Annotated in this window: 14 protein-coding genes and 3 pseudogenes; 10 read left to right on the forward strand and 7 right to left on the reverse strand. The window is 56.4% G+C overall.

Translation table 11 applies throughout. The features are described 5' to 3' along the window. Positions 1-160 precede the first annotated feature (160 nt). A pseudogene (locus HMPREF2914_RS16800) lies at positions 161-719 on the forward strand (recombinase family protein). 54 nt (positions 720-773) lie between these two features. Here HMPREF2914_RS16800 and HMPREF2914_RS31670 read toward each other — a convergent pair. From HMPREF2914_RS31670 to HMPREF2914_RS31675, 3 genes are all read right to left on the reverse strand, one after another. Continuing rightward, the gene (locus HMPREF2914_RS31670; RefSeq protein WP_044286351.1) at positions 774-1,448 is read right to left on the reverse strand and encodes a hypothetical protein; all 675 of its coding nucleotides are present in this window, start codon (positions 1,446-1,448) and stop codon (positions 774-776) included. Positions 1,449-1,530: 82 nt separating this feature from the next. Beyond that, positions 1,531-2,202, reverse strand: a complete 672-nt coding sequence (locus HMPREF2914_RS16805; RefSeq protein ID WP_023094873.1) for a DUF3218 family protein — start codon at positions 2,200-2,202, stop codon at positions 1,531-1,533. A 7-nt stretch (positions 2,203-2,209) separates the two neighbouring features. After that, positions 2,210-3,208: a pesticin C-terminus-like muramidase gene (locus HMPREF2914_RS31675; RefSeq protein WP_023094874.1), complete on the reverse strand. Its 999-nt coding sequence runs from the start codon at positions 3,206-3,208 to the stop codon at positions 2,210-2,212. A gap of 263 nt (positions 3,209-3,471) precedes the next feature. Here HMPREF2914_RS31675 and HMPREF2914_RS16815 point away from each other — a divergent pair, with 263 nt between their 5' ends. From HMPREF2914_RS16815 to HMPREF2914_RS16850, 6 genes are all read left to right on the forward strand, one after another. Continuing rightward, the gene (locus HMPREF2914_RS16815) at positions 3,472-6,438 is read left to right on the forward strand and encodes a Tn3 family transposase (protein WP_023110824.1); all 2,967 of its coding nucleotides are present in this window, start codon (positions 3,472-3,474) and stop codon (positions 6,436-6,438) included. A gap of 1,908 nt (positions 6,439-8,346) precedes the next feature. Next, on the forward strand, positions 8,347-8,778 hold the full coding sequence (locus HMPREF2914_RS16830) for a TIGR03757 family integrating conjugative element protein (protein WP_003134206.1): 432 nt from the start codon (positions 8,347-8,349) through the stop codon (positions 8,776-8,778). Beyond that, the gene (locus tag HMPREF2914_RS16835) at positions 8,778-9,716 is read left to right on the forward strand and encodes a TIGR03756 family integrating conjugative element protein (protein WP_003086152.1); all 939 of its coding nucleotides are present in this window, start codon (positions 8,778-8,780) and stop codon (positions 9,714-9,716) included. The genes HMPREF2914_RS16830 and HMPREF2914_RS16835 overlap by 1 nt, the downstream gene beginning before the upstream one ends. A 17-nt stretch (positions 9,717-9,733) precedes the next feature. Further along, on the forward strand, positions 9,734-11,116 hold the full coding sequence (locus HMPREF2914_RS16840) for an integrating conjugative element protein (RefSeq protein ID WP_003086151.1): 1,383 nt from the start codon (positions 9,734-9,736) through the stop codon (positions 11,114-11,116). Beyond that, positions 11,116-11,469, forward strand: coding sequence for a hypothetical protein (locus HMPREF2914_RS16845; protein WP_023098796.1), 354 nt, complete (start codon positions 11,116-11,118; stop codon positions 11,467-11,469). The genes HMPREF2914_RS16840 and HMPREF2914_RS16845 overlap by 1 nt, the downstream gene beginning before the upstream one ends. Further along, positions 11,466-12,980: a conjugal transfer protein TraG N-terminal domain-containing protein gene (locus tag HMPREF2914_RS16850; RefSeq protein ID WP_058163067.1), complete on the forward strand. Its 1,515-nt coding sequence runs from the start codon at positions 11,466-11,468 to the stop codon at positions 12,978-12,980. The genes HMPREF2914_RS16845 and HMPREF2914_RS16850 overlap by 4 nt, the downstream gene beginning before the upstream one ends. 25 nt (positions 12,981-13,005) lie before the next feature. Here HMPREF2914_RS16850 and HMPREF2914_RS32660 read toward each other — a convergent pair whose 3' ends face one another. Next, positions 13,006-13,329, reverse strand: a complete 324-nt coding sequence (locus HMPREF2914_RS32660; RefSeq protein ID WP_071534609.1) for a hypothetical protein — start codon at positions 13,327-13,329, stop codon at positions 13,006-13,008. A 118-nt stretch (positions 13,330-13,447) separates the two neighbouring features. On the opposite strand from HMPREF2914_RS32660, the gene HMPREF2914_RS16855 reads away from it, so the two are divergent. Both HMPREF2914_RS16855 and HMPREF2914_RS31680 read left to right on the forward strand, forming a co-directional pair. Further along, positions 13,448-13,720, forward strand: a complete 273-nt coding sequence (locus HMPREF2914_RS16855) for a type II toxin-antitoxin system ParD family antitoxin (protein ID WP_003086148.1) — start codon at positions 13,448-13,450, stop codon at positions 13,718-13,720. Between the two features lie 3 nt (positions 13,721-13,723). Further along, complete coding sequence (locus HMPREF2914_RS31680; protein WP_003086147.1) at positions 13,724-14,098, forward strand: type II toxin-antitoxin system RelE/ParE family toxin; 375 nt, start codon at positions 13,724-13,726, stop codon at positions 14,096-14,098. Positions 14,099-14,134: 36 nt separating this feature from the next. Here HMPREF2914_RS31680 and HMPREF2914_RS32405 read toward each other — a convergent pair whose 3' ends face one another. The 3 genes and pseudogenes from HMPREF2914_RS32405 to HMPREF2914_RS16865 form a co-directional block, all read right to left on the reverse strand. Then, the gene (locus tag HMPREF2914_RS32405; protein WP_123788623.1) at positions 14,135-14,563 is read right to left on the reverse strand and encodes a hypothetical protein; all 429 of its coding nucleotides are present in this window, start codon (positions 14,561-14,563) and stop codon (positions 14,135-14,137) included. 55 nt (positions 14,564-14,618) lie between these two features. Continuing rightward, on the reverse strand, positions 14,619-15,488 hold the full coding sequence (paeM, locus tag HMPREF2914_RS32410; protein ID WP_023098797.1) for a lipid II-degrading bacteriocin PaeM: 870 nt from the start codon (positions 15,486-15,488) through the stop codon (positions 14,619-14,621). A gap of 732 nt (positions 15,489-16,220) precedes the next feature. After that, a pseudogene (locus HMPREF2914_RS16865) lies at positions 16,221-17,358 on the reverse strand (IS3 family transposase). Between the two features lie 153 nt (positions 17,359-17,511). Between HMPREF2914_RS16865 and HMPREF2914_RS16875 the strand changes: the two are divergent. Then, positions 17,512-17,634, forward strand: a pseudogene (locus HMPREF2914_RS16875) (transposase); the annotation flags it as partial. Positions 17,635-17,680: the final 46 nt, after the last annotated feature.

The following is a 17,680-nucleotide window of genomic DNA, read 5'->3' on the forward strand; positions in this document are numbered from 1 at the left end:
AGCGCGTTTCAGCAGGATTTTCCGGTCTCCCTTGGGGAGCCCGCGGAATTCGGAAAAAATCGTACGCTAAGCCTCAATGCCGGTACCGGCAGGCCTTTGCGTCTTGGTTCTGAGAATGAAGCCTCGGAACGGCTGAGATTGAACGTTCCCCAACTGCTTTTTGCAGGGACACCGTATCGGCTATGTCCGGGTTAGCAGCTTCGACCAGAACCCGGAACGCCAACTGGAACAGACCCAGGTGAGCAAGGTGTTCACCGACAAGGCCTCGGGCAAGGACACCCAGCGTCCCCAACTCGAAGCGCTGCTGAGCTTCGTCCGCGAGGGCGACACCGTGGTGGTGCACAACATGGATCGCCTGGCCCGCAACCTTGATGACTTGCGCCGCCTGGTGCAGAAGCTGACCCAGCGCGGTGTGCGTTCGAGTTCCTGAAAGAGGGCCGGTCTTCACGGGCGAGGACTCGCCCATGGCCAACCTGATGCTTTCGGTGATGGGGGCCTTCGCCGAGTTTGAGCGTGCACTGATCCGCGAGCGGCAGCGCGAGGGCATTACCCTAGCCAAGCAGCGCGGCGCGTACCGGGGCCGCAAAAAGGCCCTGTCCGACGAGCAGGCAGCTACCTTGTGGATGCGGGCAGCGGCCGGTGAGCCCAAGGCTCAGCTCGCCCGCGCGTTCAACATCAGCCGGCAGATCCTCTACCAGTACCTCCGCACGAACGAGTGATTCATGCCGCAGGCAGAGTCGGAAGAGTGAACTACGCGCCTACTACGTGCGCCATTACTTCTCGCCGCTGCACCGCTCAGACAGAGCATCAGCCTTGGCGCGTTGCTCCAGTGCGAAAGCATGCTCTGCCGGAAGCAAGTCTTCAGCCGGCTGACCGTCATCTCTTACGGGAATTTGTTTTTGCACCCAACGGGCATACTCCAGACAGCGAGCACTATCTCCCTTTTCAGCGCTGATCATGGCGAGCAAGTTCGTTTGATATATCTTGGTGCTATCGGGTAACTCAGTCCGACATTTTGATAAAAGGTCCTTGGATAGTGAGAAGGCAGCATCAAATTCCTTTTTTTCAACCAAGTCTGAAACGCGCCTAGTCTTTTTCCTTATTTGCATGTAGTAGCAACCCTTGGGTGGGACGTTGTAGGCTCCTTCAAACCAAACTCTAGGACCACACCAGCCAGAGCAACTTGGCGAGTTGGCCTCACGCTTGACACTTACTGACAACAGCCCTGTCTGGGTAATGCGCAGTAGGCATAAATTTGATTTTTCCGGCGACCCAACTTTTCCCTTATTATCTCTAAGTACCCCTTTGAGTCCGCATGTAGCCCCATTAGGGCCGTCGTTATGGATAAGAAATGCCTGAGAGCCATCCCGTACAGGCCAGATGTTGATATAGCCTCTTCCATCCCCCAGCGAATACTCATTTGCTGGAATTTTTGCAGCCAGGGCCATTGTGGGCGCGATTATGGACAAAAAAATGAACGAGCAGATTGATCTGGGCACCTGTTCTTTTCTCCCTAATGCTCAACTATCTCTAAACCGTTGCCCAATAGGCAAGCGTTATCGCCATTCCGGTTGTATAACGAATGCCAGCGGCTATATTGTTGTAAGCAGGCCAATACTCAGGCTGAGAAAGCTTCACACCGATTCCCTGAGTTAGCAGTTGTTTGAGGCTGGCAGGCAGGTTCATCGACTGAAGTTGTGATTGAGTTAGCCGGGCGAGATTGGCACCGTAAGAGACCTCGATTCCAGAATCCTGGTTTGGGCTACCACCTGACATAATCTCAACTCCGACGCTAGTCGGGTATCGGTTCGGTGATTGTTTCAGCAAGTTCAGATAGCTAGCACCATGACGACTCTTGACGGTATTGAGGTTGGAGGAGATAGAACTGATCAAGGCTGTAATTTCTCCGCACGCCTTAGCCCTGTCTTGAGCCATTTGGAGTTGAAGCAGAATAATCTGAGCAGACTCGGCAGCAAGGATCGTTCCGTATTCCTTATCGAGTTGAGAGGCGTCTCCATTAGGAACAAACTCCGGATGGAGCACGAGAGGGATATCCCAAGCCTCCACAAGCTCTGCCTCTGGAAATGGCTGGCCGGGAGAGCACTGGTTAGCCAACCCCTTGTAGAGACCAGAAATAGACTGCCCCGGATTCTGGTAAAGATTGATCTGTTCCGCTTGGTTCACTACGTCGTTTACGTCCATGTCCTCATTACTCATAGTTGAAGGATATTGCCAGGTATTTAGCGCGCTCTTCTAAACGTTTGGTAACAGATAAGTTCGGATCATTCGGCATGCCGTTCCAGTTACGGAGCTCATGGATGGCTTCTGGCCAATCATGACTGATGATTGCTTGTTGGAATTTTGGGAATTTTTGCCATTGACCATACTGATAATAGAGGTCAAGGACGACCGTCTTGACCGCTGCTGGTAAACCCTCCCATCTACCCGAGAACTGGTCGCCTGCCAGATGTTGAACAACCGCTCGCGCTTTGGCACTGAACAGTAATAGCCCATCATCATCCGTGAGACGTTGTCCCAGCGAAGCATAGACACTCCAGAAATTTGGGTCGGACGTTGATAGCTGCAATGCAGGTAACACCTTCTGTCGTGTAGAATCAACCAGATTCAAAGAGTTTAGCTCGGACTCTTCATGCACGAAGGTATCGAAGCCGTACCCGATAGTGATATGTCCCTGAACTATTGCTACGGTTTTCGCTCTCTGCCCAGCAGCGAGTTCGTTGCGAGCGACGAAATCAGTATTTATCTCCTGTCCATACAGGAACTGCATGTTGGCCTGAAGGGCCTCAACCTTCTCACCTTTGTCTCCATCTTGCATATCTTGAGCCATGCTGATGGCTTGCTGATTTATGGCGGTCTGATACTCTTCGAAGGTGATGCTATTAGGGCGAACACCCATCTCGACAGGTGTTCTCAGTGTGGTTTCATGAATTTTTTGGTAAATATCGCTTACTGCAACCGGGCGACCTGCCAGGTTGGATATGGCACTCGTTAAGCTCTGGGTGAATGCGGGATCGATACGTTGACCGATACTTAATGCACTTATGTACGAGGCATAGGCGTATACGGTTTCCGAAGGAAACTCTAATATTGGAACAGTTGTGGAGAGTGCCTGCGCAGATAGAGACTTCTGTATCGACGAATGAGCCTCAGCAGGTGAGCTCAGTAGATCAAAGTAGAGTTTAGTCATCATTGTATCCGTTCTGATAGGTTCGGCCATAATCTATGGCTCATAACCTCAGAAGGTAGCGCTGTGGTCAACCTAACCTTCGTCTGGGGTGATTAACATACTGATTCTCCTTGTTTTTATGTAAACCGAGATCGTCAAATCGGTAGTGGCATTGTTGGGCCAGTGTTTATTTCTGTTTACGTTGGTTTTGGCTCTATTGTTCTCCAATCCCTAATATCAGCCGGGAAACTCTCTGCCACCACCTACGCACGGACGTCTGATAAATGCCGCGTCGCTTGATCCTCTCGGCCATGGAGCGGGACACCCTGCTTGCGCTGCCGGAAAACCAGGATGATCTGATCCGCTACTACACCTTCAACGACTCCGACCTGTCGCTGATCCGCCAGCGGCGCGGCGACGCCAACCGTCTGGGTTTCGCGGTGCAGCTCTGCCTGCTGCGCTACCCCGGCTATGCGCTGGGCACCGACAGCGAGCTGCCCGAGCCGGTCATCGTGTGGGTGGCCAAGCAAGTCCAGGCCGACCCGGTGAGTTGGGCAAAGTACGGCGAGCGCGACGTGACCCGCCGCGAGCATGCCCAGGAACTGCGCTCCTACCTGCAACTGGTGCCGTTCGGCTTGTCCGACTTCCGCATCCTGGTGCGCGAGTTGACCGAGCTGGCCCAGCAGACCGACAAGGGCTTGCTGCTGGCTGGTCAAGCACTGGAGAGCCTACGGCAGAAGCGGCGCATTCTGCCGGCACTGGGAGTGATTGACCGGGCCTGCTCGGAGGCCATTGCGCGAGCCAATCGGCGAGTCTATCGCGCCCTGGTCGATCCACTCACGCACTCGCATCGAGCCAAACTGGACGAACTGCTGAAGCTCAAAGCCGGCAGCAACATCACCTGGTTGACCTGGCTGCGGCAGGCACCGCTGAAACCCAATTCCCGGTACATGCTCCAACACATCGAACGGCTGAAGACCTTTCAACTGGTGGACTTGCCCGAAGGCCTGGGCCGATACATCCACCAGAACCGCCTGCTCAAGCTGGCCCGCGAGGGTGGCCAGATGACGCCCAAAGACCTCGGCAAGTTCGAGCCGCAACGGCGCTACGCGACCCTAACTGCCGTGGTACTGGAGAGCACCGCGACTGTGATTGATGAGCTGGTCGATCTGCACGACCGCATCCTGGTCAAGCTGTTCGGCGGCGCGAAGCACAAGCATCAGCAGCAGTTCCAGAAGCAGGGCAAGGCGATCAACGACAAGGTGCGCCTGTACTCCAAGATCGGCCAGGCCCTGCTGGAGGCCAAGGAAAGCGGCAGCGATCCCTACGCCGCCATCGAGGCGGTGATTCCCTGGGACGAGTTCACCGAGAGCGTCAGCGAGGCCGAACTGCTGGCCCGGCCGGAGGGCTTCGACCACCTGTACCTGGTCGGTGAGAACTTCGCCACCCTGCGCCGCTACACGCCGGCCCTGCTGGAGGTGCTGGAATTGCGCGCCGCCCCGGCCGCGCAAGGCGTGCTGGCAGCCGTGCAGACCCTGCGCGAGATGAACGCCGACAACCTGCGCAAGGTGCCGGCCGATGCCCCCACCGCCTTCATCAAGCCGCGCTGGAAGCCGCTGGTGATCACCCCGGAAGGGCTTGACCGGCGTTTCTACGAAATCTGCGCGCTGTCCGAGCTGAAGAACGCCCTGCGTTCCGGTGACATCTGGGTCAAGGGCTCGCGGCAGTTCCGCGACTTCGACGACTATCTGCTGCCGGCAGAGAAGTTCGCCGCGCTCAAGCGCGCACAGACCCTGCCTCTGGCGATCAACCCGAACAGCGACCAGTACCTGGAAGAGCGTTTGCAGTTGCTGGACGAGCAGTTGGCCACCGTCACCCGCCTGGCCAAGGACAACGAACTGCCCGATGCCATCCTCACCGAGTCGGGGCTGAAGATCACCCCGCTGGATGCGGCGGTGCCGGATCGGGCGCAGGCGCTGATCGACCAGACCAGCCAGTTGCTGCCGCGCATCAAGATCACTGAACTGCTGATGGACGTGGACGACTGGACGGGCTTCAGTCGCCACTTCACCCACCTGAAGGACGGTGCCGAGGCCAAAGACCGGACGTTGCTGCTATCCGCGATCCTGGGCGATGCGATCAACCTCGGGCTGACCAAGATGGCCGAGTCCAGCCCCGGCTTGACCTATGCCAAGCTGTCCTGGCTGCAAGCCTGGCACATCCGCGACGAAACCTATTCGGCGGCCCTGGCCGAGTTGGTCAATCATCAGTACCGCCATGCTTTTGCCGCTCACTGGGGGGACGGCACTACCTCATCCTCCGATGGTCAGCGCTTCCGGGCTGGCGGCCGGGGCGAGAGCACCGGGCACGTCAACCCGAAGTACGGCAGCGAGCCGGGGCGGCTGTTTTACACCCATATCTCCGACCAGTACGCGCCGTTCAGCACCCGCGTGGTGAATGTCGGCGTGCGCGATTCCACCTATGTGCTCGACGGTCTGCTGTACCACGAGTCCGACCTGCGGATCGAGGAACACTACACCGACACGGCCGGCTTCACCGATCACGTCTTCGCCCTGATGCACCTGCTGGGCTTCCGCTTCGCACCGCGCATCCGTGACCTCGGCGAAACCAAGCTCTATGTGCCGCAGGGCGTACAGGCCTACCCGACGCTGCGCCCGCTTATCGGCGGCACCCTGAACATCAAGCACGTGCGCGCCCAATGGGACGACATCCTGCGCCTGGCCAGCTCGATCAAGCAGGGCACCGTCACCGCCTCGCTAATGCTGCGCAAGCTCGGCAGCTACCCGCGCCAGAACGGCCTGGCCGTGGCCCTGCGTGAGCTGGGCCGGATCGAGCGCACGCTGTTCATCCTCGACTGGCTGCAGAGCATTGAGCTGCGCCGCCGCGTGCATGCAGGACTGAACAAGGGGGAGGCGCGCAACTCCCTGGCCAGGGCGGTGTTCTTCAACCGCCTTGGCGAAATCAGGGATCGGAGCTTCGAGCAGCAGCGCTACCGGGCCAGCGGCCTCAATCTGGTGACTGCCGCCATCGTGTTGTGGAACACGGTGTACCTGGAGCGCGCCACCCAGGCGATGGGCGACACGGGCAAGCCGGTGGACGACGAGCTGTTGCAATACCTGTCGCCGCTGGGATGGGAGCACATCAACCTGACCGGCGATTACGTCTGGCGGCAGAGCCGCAGGCTGGAGGACGGAAAGTTTCGGCCGCTACGAATGCCCGGAAAACCTTAGCGTACGATTTTTTCCGTTTTCTGCGGCCTCCCCTGGTACTACTCACTAGCGCGTGCCTGACCTAACCAAGGCTACAAAACGATAGGCGGTTCATCTTTCCTAATAGCTTGAGGTTACTATTGAATCTCATCCAACCCTCAGGGTTAAGGAGATTGGAATGCTTATTAAAATTCTTCGAATTATATTCTTGTTGCCTATAGTTAGTTTGGCACAGCAGACTGCTGCCTCCCCGCCCGCGGAGTCACACTCGGATGAACAATCTGAATCTTCGTGTATCGATGTCCAAGTCAATGGAGCACGTAGCCTGTCTTATAACTGCATGGCTCAGCAAATGACTCCACCCAAAGAGGATCCTCGGCGTCGGAACCCTACCTTGAACTCCACATTAGCGTCTGAACGCGCCACTCGCCTGCCACCCACACAGACAGGACTTTTTACCAGCCTTCATCAACGTGCCATATCGAACTCGAAAGACTAGCCCTCAGCCAAACGACTTCCAGCCTATGCAGGGCACTCTATAGAGTGCCCTGCAGCACATTCACAAGCTGAACACCTTGAAATAAAAGCCTACTAAGGCGCACCCTTAGTTCAAAACCACATTTATTATTCCTGACACATTCTGGACCTCACCATACACTGCCCGCCCATCACGATAACTGTAGCTCATTATCACTGGAATCGTTGTTTTGAATGCAGTGCAACTGTAGTTTACAACAACAGATCCGCCATATGGCTCAACACCCAATTGAATGTCGGTCGGGCCGACCCATGACACATTACACCCTTGAGATGAATTCCCGGGTGTATTGTAACCAACACATCGTAGATCTGATGTTCCCCTGCTAACACCGTCTGGATAGAAATTGGCATAACGTGGAGCATAAAGATTTGCCCGGCAAGATGTTGTAAATTTCCTATCTCCGCTGGCAGAAACAGTGACCGTTCCTGGTGAAGGCATTGCCGAAATGATCATCCTTTGCAGAGGAGGGAGTGTAGGCGCTCTTTGACTCGACTTCATATTACTTGGAAGAATCGAACAAACTACAACATCTTCAACATCCACACCCTTTGAGACTTCCCCCAGACTTGTTATTTCAACTCCACCCTGCGCCCGACATATCTCACTTCCATCATTTGAGCCCTCATCAGCACACGCGAGATTGCTCGCCACCAAAAGCACAGTCGACATAACAAGTGATTTTTTCATTTTCAAGAAGACCTCTCCAGGCTAAAAATTATTCATTCAGTGAATACCCAGCTCATTGGGCGGCTTTCGTATCAGCTTCTCTGATTCAAGAACACGACCTTCAATTGGATCGCAGTTCAGCCGATTCAACCTCACACTCCCCTCTTCATTATCATTAACTCCGGAAAGCTTCTGCTCTCTCTCAAAGCAGTGCTGCCCAATCTCATCCGATCCACCTCCACCACCGACACACCCATAGATGAGAGCAATTAAAGAAAATAGAGAAAAGTACCTATATCCGACCCAACCACCCATCTTCATATCGCAAGAAAAATACAACATTTGCGTCACACCTTTGTAATTCTCTAGAGTTACCCTTCACCTAGAAAAACCCTACCCCCAATTTCGCTTCAATTCTGTTTCAGAAGACAACAACTATCTAATTTACTAGTAGGAATCTCCGCGCAGCCTTCCTGCCTCTTAGCAACAAAAATAACTGTTTCGGCAGCGACTGCTCAGTCCGCGCAAACACCTGAATACAAGATGGCTTGGAAGCTCACTTCTACCTTATGAGTTACTAGGCTCCCTCCTCTGCACCATGCGCCAACAACTCGCCCTTACAGCGGTAAAAAATACTCCGGCGACGTAGTGATGATTTCCTGCTGCTCTATCCCAAGCGATCCTGTCTCCTGTCTGTACCTTCCTCGAACCGGTACAGACCCATGCCTCTTCATTACTCTTCCCCTGGCTGGCGGCCACAAACGCTGGCCGTTGGCTTACTACTGGTACTGCTGAGCGGCGCGAGCCAGGCCGAAACCTGGGTCATCACCGACAAGGCTCATCCGGTCTCTGCCACCGGATCGTCGCGCGTTCTGTTTCTGGACGCCCAGGAACACCTCGAGGAGCAACTGACTGCGGCCTTGCCCCAGGATCCACAGCATGCTCAAGCGGCGTTTAAGCGATTGCTACAAAGCCCCGATGGGCGCCGCCTGCAGGCAGAGCTGGTCAAGGCACAACAAGACGTCGCCGATGCGTGGAGTCTCGGTGTCGAGAAGATCCCTGCCGTAGTAGTCGATAGGCAGTACGTGGTCTACGGCGAACCGGATGTTTCGCGCGCTCTTGAGCTGATCGCCAAGGCCAGGAGGTCGCGCTGATGACCAGCCTCAACCTCCGCCGCCTGGCAGCGGCGGTCGCCACCTTCAGCCTCTCGTTCACGGCCTCGGCCGCGATCAACAGCGCTGCCATCGTCTCCTCCACCCTTTCCCCTCAGTGCCTCGAATACAAGGTCGTCGGGATCTGCTACTGGCTGCTCTGCGGACCGCATGGCTGCAAAGTGAAGACGTCGGTCAAGGTCCGCCACTACGTGCCTGACGCAGTCGTCTCCAGCTACGCGAATACCGGGAGCAACCCCTGGACCGAGGTGTCGGCGCTGGGTACACCGAATCCACTCGCCCAGGCCGGCAATGACGCAACCACCAACTACAAGGCCGAGAACAGCATCGGCCGCTTCAAGGAAGCGGATGTGATCGGCCATCCTGGCGGGGCCACGTTCAGCCGGTTCGCTAGCGCCTCTGGGTACGTTTGCCCTGGCGCCACCTTCCCGCTGGTGCCCTATTTCCTCAGCACACTGGACGCCATTGGCTGGCGGCATGGAATTCCCGAGCAGGTGTACCCCGAAGCGTTGGTTCCAGGGCTGCGCGAGGTGGGTGGAATCTTCTCCGGAGACATGTGGGGGAACCTCTATCCGCGCAGCGGATTCCTGCACCAGACCGACGACTACAAGACGGCGGCCGTCATCGCCCAGCGCGCCGGCGACATCACCACACGAATCGGCCAGCTCCACGTCTACCTCCCCATGCGCGCAGCTCCAAAGGACGGTTACTGGCCGGCGGGCGAGCTGAGAGAGGGCGATGCCTCGACCGGGAAATGGCAGGAGCTGACCCCGTCCCTGAGCCTCAACTGCGCGGTGTTTCCCAACTCAGGGCCGAAGACGCAAGCCGTCGACGGCGATTACGCCTGGGCGCTCTGGCGACCCTACTCCTGCTGCCAGCGCAAGGGGCAGATCTTCCTCGGCAGTACCGACTTCCAATAAGGACACGGAGACGAATCATGCGAATGAACATCACCTCGGTCGCACTGACGTGGCTGCTCGCAGCGCAACTTGCCCAGGCCGACGACCCGATCAACGTGTCCAAGACCGGCACGGTGCTCAGCGACGAGGTCCTCTACAGCATTGGCGGCGGCAGTGCGGTGAGCATGGGCAGCGCCGGCCAGATGGACTCGATCGGCGTCGGCTTCGGCTGGAACAACGACATGATGTGCGGAAACATGAACCTGAGCACCACCCTGGAGAACCAGCTCAACGGTGCCACACAGGGTTTCCAGAACATCATGGGCTCAGTCATCCAGAACGCGACCGGCGCGGTCATGTCGCTGCCGGCGTTGATCATCCAGCGCGCGAACCCTCAGCTCTACAACCTGATCACCAATGGCATCCTGCAGGCGCGGATCGACTACGATCGCTCGAAAGGGACTTGCAGAGCGATCGCCGAGAAGATGGCCGACATCGCTGGCGAGCAGACCGGCTGGGGGAAAATCGCCGAAGGCCAGGCCCTGGGAGCCACGCTGGCCTCTAGCGGGAAAGACGCCGTATCCGCCCTCGAAGCAGTGGAGAAGAAGGGCGGCAACGATGGTGTAACCTGGGTCGGTGGAGACAAGGCCGGCGGCTCCGGCCAGAAGCCCATTCGCATCGTCAACGACGTGACCCGGGCGGGCTACAACCTGTTGACCAGCCGTTCGGTGAATGACTCGTCGAGCGTTCCTTCCGCCAGTTGCAACAACGGCCTGGTCTGCAACACCTGGTCCTCCCCCCAGGAAGCCGCCGCATTCGCCACCCGGGTACTGGGGGAGCAACAGCAACAGACCTGCGAAGGCTGCCAGAAGACGGTGACGGCGGCGGGCGTCGGCCTCACCCCGCTGATCCAGGAGACCTACGACAAGAAGCTCCAGTCGCTGCAGGAACTGCTGTCGAAGAGCAAACCACTAACCGCAGAGAACCTGGCTGCGGCCGGCACCGATGCCTTGCCGATCACCCGCGGCGTCATCGAGGCGCTGCGTGACGAGCGCGACCAGGACGTCCTGGCGCGCCGCCTGGCGTCCGATGTTTCCCTGATGGACGTACTCAGCAAGGCCCTGCTGCTACAGCGCCTGATGTTCGCCGGCGCAAAGGAACCGAACGTCGCCGCAAACGGCCTAGCCACCCAAGCCGTCGATCAGCAGACCAGCCTCCTGCAACAGGAGATCTCGAACCTCAAGACCGAACTGGAACTCCGTCGCGAGTTGGCCAGCAATTCACCCATGCGGGTCATCGAGCGCGGGCAACAGCGCGCCGCAGGCTCCAGTGGCGTATTCGAGTCGGCCCCCGATGCCGATCGCCTCGATCGCCTGCAGGCCCCCTCTGCCGCCGGCGGCAAGTCGGGAGGCAGGCTGTGATGACAGAGCCCCTCTCCACCCGAAAGCTTCTCGGTCAGCTACTGGTCGGAGTGCTGATCGTCATCGGACTGGCAGTGGTCGGTACGCTGCTCAGCCTCTTCGCCCTGAACCACTTCGGTGGCATCCAGGGCCTGGAGGCCTGGCGGCAAAGCAACTACTGGAGCTTGTTCGCCTGGCGGGCGCTGCTGTACTGCGCCCTGGCCATCGCCTGGTTCCGGCTCAAGCTCAAGCAGCGCAAGGAACTGAGCGCGCATGAGCGGCAGCGCATTCGGCGAATCGAGATCCTGGTGCTGTTGCTGGTCCTGCTCATCGAATTCAGCAAAGCGTACTTCCGTACTGGAGGCGCATCATGACCTTCATGACCAATGACTACCTGGAGTATTACCTCACCCTCCTCGGCTGGATCATCAACAACGGGATCTGGAACATGATCTCGGACACGGGCCTGTTTGCGGTGCCGTTCGCGGCCATCGTAATGCGCGAATGGCTGAAAGTTCGCGGGGAAGGCGCCGACGAGGGCAACAAGGGCGTGCTGTCTCTGGCCCGCATCGAGACGCACATCTACGTCGGCTACATCGTGGTCGCCCTGGCGGGGATCCCGGTCGTCAACGTGAGCTTCGACACCATCGAGTTCGATCAGACTCGCGCCCAGCAGTGCCAATACAATCTGCCGGCACCGGCGGACACCGGCTGGTCAAGCTCCTTCAGCAGCCTGGCCGGCAAGAGTGCGCAGATGCCGCTCTGGTGGGCGATGATGCACGCCCTCTCCAAGGGCTTCACCAGCGGCGCCATCGCGGCCATTCCGTGCGGCACGGATCTGCGGCAGATGCGAATGGAAGTGGACAACACGCGCGTGAACAATCCGCTGCTGGCACAAGAAATCGCTGATTTTTCCAGGGACTGCTACGGGCCTTCCCGTGCGCGGCTGTTCATGCGGCAACCCGACCTGGGCTCCGTCGCCGAGGACAACAAGGCGTTGCAAGACCTGAACTGGATCGGCTCCCGATTCCTGTTGAACACCCCGGGGTACTACGACACCGACTACTCGAAGAGTCCCCGTCAGTCGTGGCCCTACAACGCCACCCGCGATGCCGGCCTGCCTCAGGTGGGCGGTGGTGGCGGCTACCCCACCTGCAAGCAGTGGTGGGCTGACTCAGGGATCGGCTTGCGTGATCGGATCAAGGACCAGGTGGATCCGGACCTGATGACCAGCTTCCTCACGTGGGCGAAATGGTTGAACCAGGACGAGGTGACCGAGGCTGTCATTCGCCAGGTGATCTCACCCTCCAGCCAGGTCAAGGGCAACGTCTACACCGATTACGGCGGGCAGGTGGGCGGTACCGTCTGGAATGGACTGGCTCGTGCCGGAGGCACCCTGGGAGTGGCAATGGGTAGCCTGGCTTACTTCCCGGCGATGGACATGGTCCGCCAGGCACTGCCGATGGTGATGTCGTTTCTGAAGATGGCCATGGTCATATGTATTCCGATGGTCCTGGTCATCGGCACCTATCAACTGAAAGTTGCCATGACGATGACGGTCGTCTTCTTTGCGATGATGTTCGTCGACTTCTGGTTTCAGTTGGCCAGATATATCGACAGCACGATACTTGATGCCTTCTATGGTTCGGGATCACCACATCTTTCATTCAACCCAGTCATGGGGCTGAATACGGCGACTCAAGATGCAATTCTGAACTTCGTGATGGGAGCAATGTTTATTATCCTGCCACTTCTCTGGATCACAGCAATAGGCTGGTCTGGTGTACAGGCAGGACAAGTCCTCCAAGGCCTTTCCCAAGGCACCAAGGACGTCCAGACAGCGGGTGGAGAAGCGGCAAATAATGCCAAGCGGCATATATTCTAATAAATAAGGCCCTACTGGGCCTTATTTAATCATCAGTTCGCTGGCCGGCAACATAATGACCATACCCTTGCGGGCCATACTCATATCCGTAGCCAGACGTGTTTACTTTCCGGGGATCATTTGGGAGCCCCCCAAAGGCGAGAACAGCTCCACCCAGAACTATCAGTGTCAGGGCGCTACTTAAAAGCCAGCTGAAAGCTTGAGATGCCAGTACAAGAAGAGTGCCGAATACTAAAGCGCGCTTCACCCAACGACGGAGAGGCTTGGGATCGGCGATGAGAAAACGCACAAACGTACCCAGACCAAATCCGATCCGAGAGGCGAAACCTTTGTTAGCGTGTGCTTCCATCATCAATCTCCTGGCTCCCAGAGGGAGGCACCCTGCTATCACCTATACGCCGAAAAAGATGATTTGGCAAGCCTTATGGCATATTATGCCACTAGCTATCTGCCGACTGGAGTACCTCATGGCAACGCGAAACGTCGTCCTTCCCGATCCGCTGGAGCAGGATATCAACGAGCTGGTGGAGACCGGCCGCTATCAGAATCGCAGCGAAGTCATCCGGGCAGGCTTGCGCCTGCTGCTGCAACAGGAAGCCCAGAATAGCGCCAAGCTCGAAGCCCTCCGCAACGCAACATCCAGTGGACTGATGCAACTGGAACGCGGCGAGTACGACGAGATCACCAGCGACGACCTGGCCCAATACCTCGACGAGCTCGGCAACCAGGCGAGCCACTGAAGCATGGCCAAGTACCGCATATCCCATGATGCCCAAGCGGACATCGTCGATATCCTGCGCTTCACCCACAACCGCTTCGGCGATGCCGCACGCCGACGTTACCAGGCACTCATAGGCGCAGCGCTGGAAGCAGTTGCGACAGACCCACAACAGGTAGGCAGCATCAGCCGTGAAGAACTGGGAGCTGGCCTGCGCAGCATCCACCTCGTTTACTGCTGCTCGATGCCCAACGTCGGTAAGGTTGTTCGGCCCAGGCACTTCTTGTTCTACCGGGTTGCGGCAGACCAGGTCCTCGAGGTGGTTCGCGTGCTTCATGACTCCATGGATCTGGATCAACACCAGCCCCGACGACGAGCAGCACCTGCAGGAGCAGTCTAAGTACCAATTACTCCTGCTTGTATTGCAGCTTTACGTCTATTTCACTAGGTAGAAACTTGAGAACTTGGATCTATAAAAAACCATTAGCAATAGAAGATGGGCAGTACAAGAAGCAACCGAAAGCCAAGCGTAATAGCTTTCAGAGACCGCCAACACTGAAAAGAAGAAAGTTACCACCGTCAAGAAAAGCGCTGGCAGAGTAAGCACAACAGACAATCCGATCAAAATACATCTAGAAAAAACCGCATCCACCCTCAATACAAGTTTACCAACCAATACACCAACTACCAAAACAAGCACAGAAACACTACCAAACAAGGTTAAAAAACCAACAAACATCGACTCAACAGGAACACCCGTGGTGTCATCTGGATTAGCGTTGCCCTCCGTGAACCCAGAAAAGGATATTGCCGCACACAGAATAACCAGCAGAAATGTCAAAATCAGAAGAATGTCTTTTCTCATGAAACTATCCTCTTATGGTAAGAAGCGCCCACGAAGGGCGCCTCTCCTGTTAAGTTTAACCAGAAATATTTACAGGGATAGCTCCCGGAATCCCAATGGGATAGGGAGTCGTATCTTTAAACTTCTGACCCACTTCACGCCCTAAGCGAGTCATCCCTTCAGCAGTTTCGGTTCTGTGATTTGAAGGATTGAAGTCATACAGATCATCATATGCACGGATCTCCCCACGAAAGCTCCATTGGCCGGAGGTGGACTTAACAAGAATCCCTACAATTCGGAGCGTAATTTCTCCAACCGTGTTTCCCGCCACCCAACTATCCTTAGCAGTAGCATATGGGACATTAAAATCCACGGTGGTTTGCCCCATTGGACTGCTCGTCAGAACCCCAATAAACTGAGGCATAGCCTTTACATTAGGTTTAATATTCAAACGTTCAATAGGGAAATTCATTTTCTTACCTTTGCCCGTTAGGTAGTGAGCAAAAGCAGCCGCTGGCGTGTAGACCCCGCCATTGAACGTATCTATTTTAGGACGATCCCAGCTAGGGATACCTTCATTATTTGGGAAGGGATACTGGTGATTTTGCGCCCGATTCATCGCAGTAATTCTATCATCACCCAGAGAAAACTGATTGTAATCAGCCTGGGGCAAATCAAAAATATCCCAAATAAACTCATAATTTGGAAAAGGAAGGCTTGGATAGCCATAGAGAGTGGTTCCCCAGTTAGCCCACTGCGCCCAGAGTGCGAGTAGAGGTTTTTCCCAATCACCGTTCACATAGGCGACATCACGCTGCCCCTTAGAAATATACCCGACTTGGGCAGGACTAGGCGCAGGCCAGTTAGCCCCATTGTTCCCATAGTTGTAGGCCGAAAAATCGCCTTGCCCGGCGACTATAGTGGTAGTTCCAAGATCCATAACCATAAATCACCCCATGAACTAAGTTTAGATTTAGAGACCAATTGGCAGGAGAACATCCCGCAAGACCAAACTAGCCAATCCGGAATGGGTCAGGCTATATCGAAACGAAAATGAGCTGTAAAACACACCCAATGAACTGAAATATCCTGGACACGCACCAGGTAACCCAATGACATCAGCTTAGGGCTTGTTTCTCCTGAACGAAATGTGATTTCTATGGAGATTTCATGGAGAAGGAATAATTTCTTTATCCTTGTAGAATCACACGAGAGTTTGCCAGACGCCTCCCCTATCAACAGCAACCAGCGCCTTCCGCTGGGCTCCCGCACTTACGAGTCCATGGACCTTGAGAGCCCCAACGATGAGCAGCCTCTGCAGGAGCAAATGGCCCAAAGGGGAATGGGCTTGAAGGGCGAAGGGAATGGTTCACAAGGGTAAAAGCCCTACCCGAAAGGGCCTGCCAGAAGGCAGAAATGGCTACGTTCGCACCAGCGAACACGAAAAGGCTACGGCTTCACTCCCACATAGGAGTCCTTCGATAACTCGGAGCGATTCACAACGGGCCGTTAGCGCCCCTGGGGCGAGAAGACCACTACAGTTGGGGGGGCTACCCCGTTAGCACGGACACTTTCGAGTAAGCTCACACTGAGCTGAAGGAGTGTTCATGTCCAAGCGCAAGAGATACAGCCCCGAGTTCAAGCGGGAAGTGACCTGCCCCAGTTTTAGTACCGCTTCCTAGTTAGTACGTCCTGGGGTTGATATCAGTTTTTCATGTCGTGGTTGCTGCTGACTCGCCCGCCATTTCGCGGCAAACTTCGCTGGGGTGAGATTGCCGATAGCGCTATGCGGTCGGTGCTCGTTGTAATCCCTCCGCCAGGCTGCGATGCGAATTCTGGCCTCGGCCAGTGAGCAGAACCAGTGCTCATTCGGGCATTCGTCTCGAAACTTGCCGCTGAAGGACTCGATGAACGCATTCTGTGTGGGTTTGCCAAGCTGAGTCAGCTTCAGCTTGATATCGCGCTGATAGGCCATTGATCGAGTGCCTTGCCAGTGAATTCGGGGCCCTAGTCGGTGCGGATTGCTGTCGGGTAACCGCGGAACTGAGCCATTTCATCCAATGCGCGAGTAACGCGAAAGCCGCTGATGCCGTGATCCACAAGGATACCCACCGCCTCCTTGGTAAAGTCATCGACCACCGTCAGGCATTTAATCCTCCGCCCCGTACTGGGCGCATCGAAGACGAAGTCCATCGACCACACCTGATTCGGCGCGCTCGGTAGGCTTAGGCGTTCGCGCTCTATGGCGACACCGTGACGGCGCCTCCGCCGTTTCACCATCAAACCGGCAGACCGGTACAGGCGATAGATCCGCTTGTGGTTGACCTGCACGCCAGCGCGCCACAGCAGGATATGCAGGCGTCGATAGCCGAAACGCCGGCGCTCCTGTGCCAGTTCCACGAGTTGGGTTTGCAGCCTGGTGTTTTGCTCGCTGGCGCGGGGTTGATAGTGGAGCACCGAGCGAGATAGCCCGATCAGCTGACAGGCACGGCGCTGGGAGATGCCGGTTTGAGCCTGCATCTCCTGCACTGCTTCCCGTCGAGCTGTCGGGCTTACCCTTTTCCCCGAGCAACCACTTTCAGTGCCTCGATATCCAGATGGGCTTCGGCCAGCAGCTTTTTCAGCCGGCTGTTCTCCAGTTCGAGATCCTTGAGCCGCTTGGCATCTGGCACGGTCATACCACTGAACTTGGCGCGCCAAGTATAGAACGAGGCATCACTAAAGCCATGCCGCCGGCACAGTTCCTTCACCGGCACACCGGCCTCTGCCTGCTTCAGAAAGTCTAGAATCTGTTCTTCAGTAAAACGCTTTTTCACTGCCACCTCCTGCCCGGAAAACGGACTCTACTAAGTTCGGGGTGGTACTGAAATCGGGGAGCAGGACACCCTATCGAGTAACGGCTACCAAGTTTTCATCCTAGGTCCGAGTAATGAGATTAGGAAGCCATCTGAGGTCCGTTAGGAGGTGCCATGAGCAACCAGCGTTACCCCAAAGAACTCAAAATCGAAGCGGTCAGACAAATGACCGAGCGCGGCCTGCGCGTTGCGGAAGTAGCCGAGCGTTTGGGCGTGTCGGTGCATAGCCTTTACAGCTGAATCTCGCGAACGGGCGATAGCCGGTTCAAACTGCCACACAATA

This window comes from Pseudomonas sp. HMSC067G02 (genome assembly GCF_001813485.1).
Taxonomy (GTDB): Bacteria; Pseudomonadota; Gammaproteobacteria; order Pseudomonadales; family Pseudomonadaceae; genus Pseudomonas; species Pseudomonas aeruginosa.